The 12,604-nt window shown below is 59.3% G+C and carries 14 protein-coding genes; 7 read left to right on the top strand and 7 right to left on the bottom strand.

What is annotated here, in order from left to right:
* Positions 1-77 precede the first annotated feature (77 nt).
* Positions 78-782, top strand: coding sequence for a GntR family transcriptional regulator (locus ACRQ1B_RS12650; protein ID WP_432294030.1), 705 nt, complete (start codon positions 78-80; stop codon positions 780-782).
* A gap of 13 nt (positions 783-795) precedes the next feature.
* Entirely contained in the window at positions 796-1,911 is a 1,116-nt protein-coding gene (locus ACRQ1B_RS12645) for a Gfo/Idh/MocA family protein (protein WP_432294029.1), read from the top strand.
* Between the two features lie 74 nt (positions 1,912-1,985).
* Here the strand turns inward: ACRQ1B_RS12645 and ACRQ1B_RS12640 are convergent, their stop codons facing one another.
* From ACRQ1B_RS12640 to ACRQ1B_RS12630, 3 genes are all read right to left on the bottom strand, one after another.
* Positions 1,986-2,330: a hypothetical protein gene (locus ACRQ1B_RS12640; protein WP_432294028.1), complete on the bottom strand. Its 345-nt coding sequence runs from the start codon at positions 2,328-2,330 to the stop codon at positions 1,986-1,988.
* Positions 2,331-2,378: 48 nt separating this feature from the next.
* Entirely contained in the window at positions 2,379-2,570 is a 192-nt protein-coding gene (locus tag ACRQ1B_RS12635) for a hypothetical protein (protein ID WP_432294027.1), read from the bottom strand.
* A gap of 248 nt (positions 2,571-2,818) precedes the next feature.
* Complete coding sequence (locus ACRQ1B_RS12630; protein ID WP_432294026.1) at positions 2,819-3,229, bottom strand: hypothetical protein; 411 nt, start codon at positions 3,227-3,229, stop codon at positions 2,819-2,821.
* A 45-nt stretch (positions 3,230-3,274) separates the two neighbouring features.
* Between ACRQ1B_RS12630 and ACRQ1B_RS12625 the strand changes: the two genes are divergently transcribed.
* Genes ACRQ1B_RS12625 through ACRQ1B_RS12615 form a run of 3 tightly spaced genes read left to right on the top strand, consistent with a single transcriptional unit; the run spans position 3,275 to position 6,865 of the window.
* A complete protein-coding gene (locus ACRQ1B_RS12625) occupies positions 3,275-4,486 on the top strand; it encodes an aminoglycoside phosphotransferase family protein (RefSeq protein ID WP_432294025.1) in 1,212 nt (403 codons plus the stop codon).
* On the top strand, positions 4,483-5,544 hold the full coding sequence (locus ACRQ1B_RS12620; RefSeq protein WP_432294024.1) for a T3SS effector HopA1 family protein: 1,062 nt from the start codon (positions 4,483-4,485) through the stop codon (positions 5,542-5,544). The genes ACRQ1B_RS12625 and ACRQ1B_RS12620 overlap by 4 nt, the downstream gene beginning before the upstream one ends.
* On the top strand, positions 5,525-6,865 hold the full coding sequence (locus ACRQ1B_RS12615; RefSeq protein ID WP_432294023.1) for a lanthionine synthetase LanC family protein: 1,341 nt from the start codon (positions 5,525-5,527) through the stop codon (positions 6,863-6,865). Before ACRQ1B_RS12620 ends, ACRQ1B_RS12615 begins: the two co-directional genes overlap by 20 nt.
* A 30-nt stretch (positions 6,866-6,895) precedes the next feature.
* Here ACRQ1B_RS12615 and ACRQ1B_RS12610 read toward each other — a convergent pair whose 3' ends face one another.
* Complete coding sequence (locus ACRQ1B_RS12610) at positions 6,896-7,279, bottom strand: antitoxin Xre/MbcA/ParS toxin-binding domain-containing protein (RefSeq protein WP_432294022.1); 384 nt, start codon at positions 7,277-7,279, stop codon at positions 6,896-6,898.
* A gap of 280 nt (positions 7,280-7,559) precedes the next feature.
* Here ACRQ1B_RS12610 and ACRQ1B_RS12605 point away from each other — a divergent pair, with 280 nt between their 5' ends.
* Positions 7,560-8,564 (top strand): magnesium transporter CorA family protein, encoded by a 1,005-nt coding sequence (locus tag ACRQ1B_RS12605; protein WP_432294021.1) that lies wholly within the window; start codon positions 7,560-7,562, stop codon positions 8,562-8,564.
* Positions 8,565-8,727: 163 nt separating this feature from the next.
* A complete protein-coding gene (locus ACRQ1B_RS12600) occupies positions 8,728-9,693 on the top strand; it encodes a YiiG family protein (protein ID WP_432294020.1) in 966 nt (321 codons plus the stop codon).
* 55 nt (positions 9,694-9,748) lie between these two features.
* On the opposite strand, the gene ACRQ1B_RS12595 is transcribed toward ACRQ1B_RS12600, so the two are convergent.
* From ACRQ1B_RS12595 to ACRQ1B_RS12585, 3 genes are all read right to left on the bottom strand, one after another.
* On the bottom strand, positions 9,749-10,165 hold the full coding sequence (locus ACRQ1B_RS12595; RefSeq protein ID WP_432294019.1) for a hypothetical protein: 417 nt from the start codon (positions 10,163-10,165) through the stop codon (positions 9,749-9,751).
* Between the two features lie 88 nt (positions 10,166-10,253).
* A complete protein-coding gene (locus tag ACRQ1B_RS12590; RefSeq protein WP_432294018.1) occupies positions 10,254-11,573 on the bottom strand; it encodes an alpha/beta hydrolase family protein in 1,320 nt (439 codons plus the stop codon).
* A gap of 185 nt (positions 11,574-11,758) precedes the next feature.
* On the bottom strand, positions 11,759-12,586 hold the full coding sequence (locus ACRQ1B_RS12585) for an aldo/keto reductase (RefSeq protein WP_432294017.1): 828 nt from the start codon (positions 12,584-12,586) through the stop codon (positions 11,759-11,761).
* Between the last annotated feature and the right edge of the window lie 18 nt (positions 12,587-12,604).

The following is a 12,604-nucleotide window of genomic DNA, read 5'->3' as shown; positions in this document are numbered from 1 at the left end:
CGATTGCCTGTTGCGTAACATCGCGATTGATGTAAATCAATAGTGTATCAATTTGGCTGTGCGTGATGGGAGAGGGCATGCAGCAGACATCCGGCAGCCTGCCGATCTACCTGCAGATTACCGAGCTTCTGATCCGTGACATCGCGGCTGGCCGTCTGATCGATGGCGAAAAGCTGCCGCCGGAACGGGAGATGTCGGAAAAGCTTGGCATTGCCACCGGCACCTTGCGCAAGGCGCTTTCGGAACTGCAATCACGCGGCATGCTGGAGCGGGTGCAGGGTTCTGGCAATTACGTGCGCGCCGTCAGCGATCCGAAAAGCATCTATGCGATGTTCCGGCTGGAGCTGCTGGAGGGCGGCGGCCTGCCCACGGCGGACATTCTCGATGTGCGGCGTTTGCCAAAATCCACCGATCTGCCGGATTTCGGTTCGTCGAACGAGGCTCATCGTATCCGCCGCATTCGTTTTCTGTCCGGCAAGGTGGCGGCGCTGGAAGAGATCTGGCTCGACGGCGATTATGCCGAGACCATCCGCGCCGAAGACCTGTCGGAGTCGCTTTATCTCTATTACCGCGAGGCTCTCGGTCTCTGGATCGTGCGGGCGGAAGATCGCATCGGTCTCGATACGGTGCCGGACTGGGCACCGGATAATTTTGGCCGTCGGGCGGGAGAACCGGCAGTGCAGGTGCTGCGCGTGAGCGAAGCGCAGGATGGCAAACGGGCGGAGGTTTCGCGCACATGGATCGACCATTCGGTCGCTCGCTATGTGTCGCGGTTGAAATAGGGATGGAGGAGAAATGGCGGTGCGTTATGGCGTGATCGGCTGCGGCATGATGGGGCAGGAGCATTTGCGCAATCTGGCGCTTCTGCCGGATGCGGATGTGGTGGCGATTTTCGAACCGGATGCGGGGATGAGGGCGCGTGCCGGCGAGGTTGTTCCGAATGCGCGGATGGTCGGGTCGGTCAAGGAACTTCTGGCCGTCAACGAGCTCGATTGCCTGCTGATCGCCAGTCCCAATCATTTTCATCTCGGTCAGCTGGAGGAAATCGCAGCGATCCGGCCCCTGCCGGTTCTGGTGGAAAAGCCGTTGTTCACCAGCGCCGAGGACATGGCCCGCATCGAGACCTTGCGCAAAAACTATCCGGCGCCGATCTGGGTGGCGATGGAATATCGTTACATGCCGCCGGTGGCGCGGTTGATTTCGGAGGCTGAAGCCGCGACCGGCGGCATCCGTATGTTGACCATCCGCGAGCACCGTTTTCCCTTCCTGAAAAAGGTCGGCGACTGGAACCGTTTCAATGCGCGGACCGGTGGCACGATGGTGGAAAAATGCTGCCATTTTTTCGATCTGATGCGGTTGATCCTGAAATCCGATCCGGTGCGCATCATGGCCTCGGGCGGTCAGGCGGTGAACCATGCCGATGAGCGTTATGATGGGCTGCAGCCGGATATCTGGGACCATGGATACGCGATCGTCGATTTCGCCTCAGGTGCCCGCGCCATGCTGGAACTGTGCATGTTCGCCGAAGGATCGCGGTATCAGGAGGAGATCTCGGCCGTCGGGCCGAACGGCAAGATCGAATGCAAGGTGCCGGGGCCGGGGCGTTTCTGGCCGGAGCATCTTGGGCGCCCCCCGGTCGCCAAGGTGATCGTTTCGCCGCGCGAGCCGCAGGGGCCGCGCGCGATCGACATTCCGGTCGACCCGGCGCTTCTCGATGCCGGCGACCATAACGGTTCGACCTTTTACCAGCATCAACGGTTCATACGTGCGCTAAAGGGCGAGGGACCGGTGGAAGTGTCGTTTGATGATGGCTGGTGGGCTGTTGCCATGGGATTGGCAGCCCAGCAATCGTCATCAAGCGGGCGGGCGGTGACGTTCGCGCCGAGAGACCGTCCAACGCCGCGAACCTGAGCCAAAAACATTGGACCCAAAACACCCAGCCTAAAACGCTGCGCCCGAAAGACTGCGCATTAACAGTGGCGGGCTCAGAAAAATTTCCGATTCAACTCTGCAGTGATCATCGGCACGGCGACCGCTGCAGCAGCCGGTAATCGCAGCGCCTGCATAATCTTGCCGAGTGCGATCGTCACCCCGACGGTGGCGGCGATCTGCAGCCATGGCTGAAGGTTGTCCTTTGGAAAGGTATCGGCCGGTCTTTTCGTCGATCGGCTGGCTTCCAGCCGCCGGGTCAGCTCGGCAACCTCCTGGCGCAGAGCGCGAATTTCATCCATCGGGCTCGATACGCTGGCCGGTTTCGGGGCTGTGCTTCGCTTGCGCGGGCTTGCCGTTTTCGCGGCGCGCGGCGTCGTGGATTCCTGCGGTTTCTTCATCTCGTCCTCTTCATGCGAGTGTTTGCTGCGCGATCGATTTTCGGCCGATCAGCCGGAACCTGGCGTGGTACTCTCATCCGCGTTGTCGGGCAGGGAGCCGGTGCCGGGTGTCTTGCTCTTGTCGGTCAGGTGCTCCTTGGCGTGCGGGCCGGCGGCAGGATTGTCGGTTTTCTTCGTCACCTTGGCCGACTTGTCCTCGGTTTCTTCAATCGCATCGCGGGCCCGTTCATCCTTGCTCATGATCCTGTTCCTCCTGATGGGGATGCCGCCGACCAGGCTTCTCCTTGCGGGCGCCTCGCCGGAAACGTCGTTATTCATCAAACGCATGCCGCGTGGTCGGAGTTCCCTTCTCCCGTTCATCCAGATGTGTGGGGTCGCGTAAACCCTTGCGCCCCGGGATAAAGATAATATTCCTTGAATTGCAAGAGAGTCGGTTAATCTATTTTAAGTTGTGTATTTGTGTGGGTACGTTATTCCCTATGGCGCGCTCAGTGATTGCTTTTTGTTTTGATTGGATGGCCGAAATCCCGGGTTTTCAGCGGGTTCGGCAGGGGGGCGATCGAAGGGGCCGGTTGGTCACGCGTCAAGGTCCTGTGAGGGCAATTCACCAAATGGATCACACTCATAAGGAGAAAACCAATGACCTCTAAAGATTGCTGCTGGATCCTTGTGGCGACCACAGGGTGCACAACGAGCTCGGTTGCTTCCGTTGCGGCTCCCTCGGACAGCTGCTGCTGGATCATCATCGCTACAACCGGCTGCACGACCAGTGATGTTTCCGTCGAGAGCGCGGTAAATGCACACACCAGTGTCGATGATGATTGCTGCTGGATCGTGCTCGCCACGACCGGTTGCTCGACCGACAGCGCCACTGTCGATGCCGTGAAAGGCGCGCGCAAGTCCGTCTCCGGCGATTGCTGCTGGATTGCGATTGCCACAACAGCATGCACGACCTGACGGTCGATCCATCGCGGGGAGGGCGCCGCGAGGCGTCCTCTTCCGGGCGTCGACTGAATGGCAACGGGTATGTCTGGTTCACGATGTATACGATCGACACTATTCACGAAGTGCTGTTGGCGCAGCAGCTTGTCTCGTCTTCCAGCTTCATGGCTGGAGACTATGAAGCGACCTCGGTCACGCGGCGAAACCGCAATATCCAGGTGACGACGCTCGACGAAGGAAGTTACCTCATCAAGCAGGCACTGGACCCCGCGTCGGACAATGCGAGAACCCTGCAGACCGAAATCCTGTTCTATCGTTATGTGATCGAGAACAGATCGGATTTCCTGCGCTATATCGCGGCGCCGCGTCTGACGGATAGCGATGCCCGCGTGCTTGTCCTTGACCTTTTGCAGGATTCCAAGCCGCTATGGCAACACTACAGATCGCTTGGCGCCGATCATCTGCCTTTCGGTGCGATCGGTGAACTGGGAAAGCTGCTTGCGGTCTTCCACCGAACGTTCTCACTCGGGAACGATGATCCCCTGCCGGCCTTTCTGACGAGGGAGTTGCCGTTCGGCTTGCGGGTCAACCGGCCGAAACCGGAGGTTACGGGCTATATCCGTCAGGGTGGCTTGCAGTATCTGCGCCGCCTTCAGGCTGATCATCAAGTCATGCAGCAATGGGAACAGACGGTTTCCATGTGGTCGCCAGATGCGATCATCCACGGCGACGTCAAGCTGGACAACATCCTCGTGCTCGGCGCGACTGCCGATGATGGTGCCGACAGCCCCGCTGATATTCGCCTCGTCGACTGGGAACTCGTCCAGATCGGCGACCGGGCCTGGGATGTTGCCGGCGTGCTTCAGGATTTTGTCTTCTGGTGGGCGATTTCGATGCCGGATGGTCGATCGGCAACCGAAATGGTGCAGGAGGCCGCTTTTCCGATCGGCAAGCTGAAGCCCGGCATTCGCTGTTTCTGGGATTCCTATCTGGAGAATCTCGCCATGCCGCAGCCGGACCGCATGGCATTCCTTGAGAAAACCGTTCGTCTGTCCGGCATCCGTATCCTGCAGACGGCCTATGAAATCGCCTCGAAATTCGAAACCCTGCCGCCGATTGCCGAGGTGCTGATGGGGATGGGCAAAAGCATATTGCGAAAGCCCCACGCGACGGCCTCTGAACTCTTTGGTCTCAAACCGGGTGTCGTGGCATGAACGCTTTTTTCGATTTCCGGGATGATGTGAACCGGGTCATTGCGGCCGTCGATATCGGCTCGTTGACGCGTTACAGGATCGATGGCCTTGAGCGCGATCTTGAAAAGATAAGGACCATCGATCCTTCAAAAAAAGGGGCGCTCGGTACATCGGGTGACGAGACGCCCGAACAACTTTTGCGCAAGGTGCTGACAACGGATATCTACACCCAGCTTTACAATCGCGCGGCGCCAAAGACGCCGCAACTCGAAGCCGGCATCATCTCGGACTTTGTCCATCATCTGTCGCAAGCCAATCGCGGGCAGGGGGCCTGGCAGGAAGGATGGCAAGCGCTGGGCGAAGATCCGGCCACAGGCGAGGTGGTGGTCCGTCATGAAGACGTGTTGTTCTGGGCTGCACCGCAAAGCGTGCGTTTTGCCGCCGATGGCCGGAACTGCTGGGTCAGAGCCGGCAAAGACCATAAATTCCTGAATGCCCATTTCTACATGGCACTGGGTGACACCTGCATCGAGGACATCGGGGCCGAACCTGGTCCCTTGCTGCGGTTCTTCTGGCATCTCGGTGCCGAGGTGGCGATCGATTACATGGCTGCGGTGACGGAGAAGCTCAACCGCGCCGGCATTTACTTCCGCACCAAGGTGCTGTCGTCTCCCCATAGCTATGATCGCTCGGATGCCGGCGTTCTCTACATTCATGCGGCACAACTCGAGCAGGCATTACCCCTGGTGCTGGCTGTCCATGACGCAATAGGTTCAAGGCTGTCTTCCGCCGTGCCGCTGTTCACGCGCCAGATCGCGCCGGGTCTGGCCTTTGCGGAAGATCCAGGAAACGGCGACAGTTTTGGCATCTCCCGTTCCATGCTGATGGCCGACATCCTGATTGCGCGGGCATTCGGCTCCGTGGCGAGCGAGCCTGACAGCCTGGTCGCGGCCGCCTTCCGGCAGGCGGGACTGTCGCCCCGCCATCCTCATGCGCCAATGGCGCACCTGGCGCATTACGAAACCCTTATCCAAAACGCCACCAAAGTCTGGAGCCGAGATGAAGCCCGACAGGATTGACGACTTTCGTGCCGTTGCGACGGGATATTTCCTCAACGAGGCTATCCGCATCGGCGATCATCTGGTGCAGACGGCCATGCGGATGGACGGTTCCCTCCACCGCAACTGGCTGGGCCGGCGCGATATCGAAGATCCGGAAATCGCGCGATACTCGCACCGGACCGTGGCGCTCAGCCCCGAAGTCTACAGTGGATCGGCCGGCATCGCCCTGTTTCTCAGCCAGCTTCACGCTGCAACCGGGAGGAGCGAATATGCTCAGGCGGCTGTCGGCAGCTGGCTTCGCTCATGTCATTACGTCAAGACAAATCCGTTCCCGGCCTCTCCCATCTCTCTTTACGCGGGTGACCTCGGCCTTATCCATGTCGGTTCAATGCTGCTTGATAACGATCCCACCGTTGCCGACCTGGTTTTGCGCGAGATCGCGGAGATCGAACAACGTTTGTGGGATGGTCTCTCCATTCCGCATTCGCTTGACCTGATCGGCGGCAATGCCGGCGCCATCCCGGCTCTTCTTCATCTGGAGCATCGCTTCGAAAACTCCGCCTATGGCGCGCTTGCCCGCAGGTGCGCGCAGGAGATCGTCGAAAAGAGCCAGTGGCATGGCGAAATGTGTTTCTGGACGTCGGAAAAAATCCACGGTGTGGAATTGCAGCATCCGCCTTTGACCGGTTTTTCGCATGGTGCAACGGGGTTGGCGGTCGGCCTTCTCGAAGCCTTCCGCGCATTCGGCGAGGAGGTGTTTTTGCGACACGCGCGCGGCGCCTTTGCCTTTGAAGACAGTTTCTTCAATCCGGATGTCGGCAACTGGATCGATACGCGCCAGCCCCATGCCAAAAAGGACGGAAAGATTATCGGCACTTTCCGAAACGCCTGGTGTCATGGTGCGCCGGGTATCGGGCTGGGGCATCGCCGGGCCGCCGAACTTGATCCAGAGCAAGCCGATGAGCATCAGGCGTTTGCACAGGTGGCAGCCAAGACGACCCTGGCAGTCCTTCAAACCAAATCGAAGGCAGCCAATGTCGACGTCACGCTTTGTCACGGCAGTCTGGGCCTTTCGGATATCATCCTGGAACATGGGTGGCGCAAACGCGATCCGGCATTGATCGCGGCGGCACGCGCCGCAAGCCTGAATGTCCTCGGCAGCCAGTTTTCCGTAAAAGCCATGCCGTCCGGCCTCCAGGCGGGAGGTTATAGTCCCTGCCTGATGGTAGGTCTTGCCGGGGTTGGCCTGCATTGCCTGCGCTTGGAGGACGAGAGCATTGCGTCGATCCTGCTTCCGACTTCGGAAAGCCGGCAGGACAGGGGTGCGCGGTTCTCTTAGCCAAGGCTGTCGTGATATCGAATTCGGTGGTCATGCCTTTGTCGAGGTGTTTTCCGTTGCGCCTTCAACGTGTCGGATCACCTGATCCAGCCCCTCCTGGCCGCCGATCATCTCCACCGGCCGACAGCCGAGCGCATCGTTTTCACCATGCAGCCAGTCACGCGCCGCCGCCTCGTCACCGGCATGTCTAAGAGCGCGAAACAGCCGGATAAGCAACAGCGCGCGGTCGCAAGGGCCGGTGCCCTTGCGCAACAGATGATCCAGCCGGGTCATGTCGATGACATGCGTTTCGCTGATGCCGATCGTGGCGGCAAATGTCGCCGTGTCGAGGCCGAGGCGATCCGCCGCGATCACTGCTGCCTGCGTCATGATCTGCGCTTCGGAAATGATTGGCGCGCGTTTGCTAGAACTCAAAATCCATCTCCCTGCCCGCATTCTGAATGACGCAAATCCGAGTGTGATTCAATGCAAATGCAGCATAAGAGGTGCCGCATAAAAGCCGTTGACTTCATCCGCAATCGGGCGCATTCCAGCGCCATGACGGAGCCCGTCCGGGCGCCGTTCTTTCAAAGGACAACCGAGATGAACCCCGACAGTCGAAGTTCGACGTCACCATACCGACGCGTTTCTCTGGTTCCCTGACCTCTTGCGGTCATGGCTCCCGGGGAACCGATGGTCCCCGATAGGAGCCGACATGCTGCGCATCCATGCCCACAATCTCGATCGCCTCGTCACCGTCGCCACCGATCCGGTGGAACTGCTGGCTGACGACAGGCTGGCCAATACCGTCTGGTACGATCTGGTCGAACCGACTGCCGAAGAAGAACGCCTTGTCGGCGAGTTGCTCGGCATCGCCGTGCCGACGGCCGACGAAATGGAGGATATCGAGCTTTCCGCCCGCCTTTATCAGGAGGCGGGGGCCGAGTTCATGACCATGACCGTGCTGACCCGCCCGGATGCAGGCGCACCGCGAAAGGTGCCGGTCACCTTCATCATCAAGGGGCAGGTGCTCGTCACCGTGCGCCATTCCGAGCCGCGTCCGTTCGATGCCTTCATGGCGCGCGCTCGTCGCGGCGGTGGCGGCGGCGTTCATTGCGGTTATGGCGAACTCGTGATGACCGGTCTGGTGGAAGCCATTATCGACCGCATGGCCGATACGCTGGAGCGGCTCGGCAACGATATCGACCAGATTTCCCGCGACGTTTTTGATGCGAAGGCATCGAAGGCCGACAAGAAGACCCGTGACCTGCAGGAACTGATGCGTGAGATCGGCCTCAAGGGCGAGTTCATCACCGTCGTACGCGAAAGCCTTGTTAGCGTTTCGCGTGTCGTTGCCTATTATTCGGCGATCGACGGGGTGGATCGCAAGCTGCCGAAGGAAGTGCGCCAGCGCCTGAAACTGCTGCAGCGGGATGCAACGTCTCTGGGCGATCATTCCGCCTTCCTGTCGGGAAAGATCAATTTCCTGCTGGATGCGACGCTTGGCCTGATCAATCTCGAGCAGAACCAGATCATCAAGATCTTTTCGGTTGCTTCGGTGGTGTTTCTGCCACCGACGCTGGTCGCCTCGGTCTATGGCATGAATTTTTCATTCCAGCCGGAATTGCAGTGGCATTACGGATATCACATGGCGCTGGCGATGATGGTCGTTTCGATGGCGCTCCCTTTCCTGTATTTCAAGCGCAAGGGCTGGCTGTGATGACTTGAGGAGGACGCGGACGGACTTGTTGCAGCCAAGCAACGCCTGCCGCGTCTTCTTGTCTTCACTTGGCGATTTAAGTTTACGTCCCGACTTGACCTTGCGACTTCCTGCGCCAAATGCGCCGACATTTAGATAATCCGTATATCAGGGGTCAAAATCCATGCGGTCTTTTCTGTCGAAGGCGCTTGCCACGGCTGCCATTGCCATTCTTTTGCAGGGGCCGCTTGTCGCCCCGATCCTTTCGCCCGCTTCGGCCTTCGCCCAATCTGCTGACGGGGCTGCGGCTGAAGATGTCGCCTCCGACGAGGCGATCGACAAGATGAACACCTATGTCGACTTCCTCAACCGCTCGCTGCGCGCATCGGAATCGCTGCAGCGCTACGAAAGCTGGGTCGACATGAAAAAGGGCCCGACCGGCAAGGAGCGCAATGTCTACGGGCTTTATTCTCTTTATGACGTGCGCGACAAGATCGCCGCCGTCGAGCAGGCTGCCGAGGCCGAGCCCAAATTGCCGGAACTCGATGCCGCCATGCTGGCCTATGCCGAAACCTATCAGCAGCTGGCGCCGGTGATCGAGAAGGCCAACAAATATTACGAACGGCAGGACTACAAGTCCGACAAGATGGAGGGGGCCAAGGCCTTCCATAAGGAGATTGCCGCGCTTGCCCCGACCTTCGAGGAGCGCCGCGAAGCCGCCGATGCGGCGCTGCGCACCGAAAAGGTCAAGGTCGACCTTGCTTCGCTGAACGCGCTGGAAAAGGCGGAGGGCAAGAAGTCGCGCTGGCATGTGCGCAATGTCATGCTGCGCGCCGAAGCGATCATGGAACTGCTGCCCAGCAACGAAAAACCCGTGGTCGACATGGTCGCCTTCAAGCCGGCACTCGATGACTATGCGAGCGCCGTGCGCGAATTCGATGATTATGCGATCGAGCACCCGGACAGTTTTCACGTCTTCGAATCCGCGCCGGCTTCGCTTCTGTCAAAGCTGCGTAACATCGATGAAAAACTGCAGAAGGCAAAGGGTGATGCCCGCAAGGGCGCCGGCCGCGATCTCGACTGGCTGGTCAACGACTACAACATGATGGTGATGACCTCGCAGTCCGCGACGACGTTTGCCAAGGATTGATCTCGACGGCCACACGGCGGCACAGTTTTTGTATCGCCGTGTCCTGTCTCGGTCGTCAGGGGCAGCGCTTCACAACGCGGAAAATCGAAAATTCGCCTTTTGACAGATCGTAATCGAACTTTCCGTAAGACGTCATGTCGGTCTCATCGGTAAAGCTCCTGAAGCTTTTTCCATCCTCCCATTCGGGTTTGAATATGCCCTTGGCCAGTTCGATGCCAACCTTGCCGCCGCGCACATAGGTTATGCGCCAGCATGTGCCCGCGTAATCAGGCGGTGGTTTTCTCACCACGACATTTCTGTCCGTATCGAAATCGCGGAAGGGCACGATAAAGGCGCCCGGCGTGACCAAGCCTTCGGCATGAACCGGCTTGGCCAGCATCATGCAGGACATCGCCATGCTGAAGCCGATGGCGAGCACCGCCCATGTTATTCTTCGTTGATCACTGAAATGGGGGGATGTCTGGTCCGTCATGAAAAGCTCTGCCCCTTCTTTTTTCCGTCGAAGGGTAGATGGGGCAGACTTGTGTCGTTGCCAGTCAGATCGTGTGCCTATGTGGTGCTCAACGGCTGTCGATCTTTGGTTCGAAATCCGGCAGGAGCCTGCAAGCCTCGTCATAGGTCTTGCGCTTTTCCTCGCAAAGCGCCGCCACCGAATGTTTCGTCGGCTTCTCGCCCTTGTCGATCCAGCTCAGCATGGCGGAAAACAGCGCCGCATATTGGGGTGTCGACAGTTTTGAATGCTCTGCCTCGTCGGAAAAATTCTGGACCAGCAGATCGCCATTGCCGGCGCGTTCCACCGTCTGGTGATAGATCGCTTCGTGATCGACGAAAACGGTCGGATCGTCCTTGGCGTGGAGCGTGATGGTAGGGGCGACGATCTGGCCGGTGAGATCGGAATCGTATGCCATGGCCCGGCGCGCTGCCGGATCGGCCGTAAAACGTTCGACGCCCTTGTTCAGCGCCGCGTCGTCATCCGATCCCTTGTATGTCACCTTGGAATTGTCGAACGGGTTCTTGCCATCCAGACGGCGCCAGACGATGTCGGAGAAAAGGCCTGTTGCCCAGGCGAGATGCGCAACAAGCGTCTTTTCCGGAACATGGGTGACGGCAAGGATGTTTTTCAGGTTCTTTGCCTGTTCCGGCGTGCGTTTGTCTGCGGCAAGCGAAAGACCTGTGCATTCGTTGACGCGCTTTTCCAGCTCTTCGCGTTTCATCGTTTCGCCCTTGGGCAGGCCCTGCCAGACCGGATATTGCGCTTCGTCGGCACGCGGGTGGTTCTTGCAGTAATATTGATAGACGGCGCGAAGGTCGGCCCGGAAATCATAACCGCGGCTGCCGCCCGCAAGCAATCCGCTGGTCAGGACGATGCCGTCGTAGTTTTTGGCGCCGCGCCAGTCGAGCGCGTAAAGCTCGGCGGTTTTGGCCGCGACATTGCCGCCCCAGGACTGGCCGTGCAGAAGCACGTGTTTCGGTTCACCCAGCAGGCGGATGGCGATGCGCCTGACATTGTCGGTATCGGCGGCGGCCATGCGCACGCCATAGCCTTGCCGACGATAGTTTGACCCGGCCCAGGCGTAACCTTCCTGAACGGTGACGGCGAAACGTTCGAGATCCTCGACCGTATCATCCGCTTTCGGCTTGGCGGTGCGCGGCCCGCCATGGGCATGTACGACCAGCGTGCCGTTCCAGTCTTTCGGTTTGGCGATCCAGTAATAGGCGCCCCGCGCGTCCTGACCGGCGAAACATTCCGTGCCTGATGGTAGTGATTTCGGGCAGTCCGCCGGCTGTGGTTCGCTGCCGCGACGTTGCTGCGCCTGTGCCGGCAGCGCGCTGGCCGTTGCCAGAACCAGCATCGGCAGGATCAATGATTTGACGTGCATGCGGTTTCCTCCTCTCCCAGCCCGTCCATGAAACTATGGTCGCAGAGGTTCGAGACAACCATGCGCGGACAGCGAAGACGCCACCATGCAAGGGAAACGCCCCGGATGGGTCAAACCCTGCCCAAATACAAAGCGGGATGGGTGGTTTCCCACCCATCCCGCATCGTAGGTCGAACCTGCCTGCCTTATTGATCCCAATCCGGCGCCAGATGGCCGGGATTGACGATGCGGCCATTGGGACGGGCAAGCTTGTGCACGGCTGCCATTTCCTCCTCCGACAGGGCGAAATCGAAGATCTCGAAATTTTCCGGCAGGCGGCTTTCGGTGGCGGTCTTGGAGAGCGCGATCACGTCCTTCTGCTGCACGGCCCAGCGCAGCACCACCTGTGCGGCGGTCTTGCCGTGTTTGGCGCCGATATCTTTCAACGCTTCGTCCTTGGGCACAGCGCCATCGGCCATCAGGTAATAGGCGGTCAGCGACATGCCGGTTTTTGCGGCTTCGCCGAGAACCTTGGTCTGGTCGAGGTAGGGGTGGTATTCGACCTGATTGTTGACGATAGGGGCATCCGACAGTTTGACCGCTTCCGCCATTAGTGCCGTCGAAAAATTCGACACGCCGATATTTTTGACCTTGCCGGCTTTGCGCAGATCGTTCAGCGCGCCGATGCGGTCGGCGAGCGGCATTTCGCTTTGCGGCCAGTGCAGGAGAAGCAGATCGACATAGTCGGTCTTCAGCTTTTTCAGGCTTTCGTCCACCGAGGTGATGAAGGCGTCGTGGCCGACACGGTCGACCCAGACTTTTGTGGTCAGAAAAATGTCCTGACGCGGGATGCCGGAATTGGCCAGAACATCACCGACCGCCTGTTCGTTCTTGTAGATCTGGGCGGTGTCGACATGGCGGAAGCCGAGTTTCAGGGCTTGTGGTAGGATGCGGTGAACGTCGTCATCCGGCATGCGAAAGGTGCCGAAACCGAGGGCGGGGATATTGGCGCCGTTTGCGCTGACACTGTGCATCTGAAAACTCCTTGAAAA

The sequence above is a fragment of the Endobacterium panacihumi genome, assembly GCF_050847465.1.
Taxonomy (GTDB): Bacteria; Pseudomonadota; Alphaproteobacteria; order Rhizobiales; family Rhizobiaceae; genus Neorhizobium; species Neorhizobium panacihumi.
This window is presented reverse-complemented; position numbering and strand designations above follow the sequence as displayed.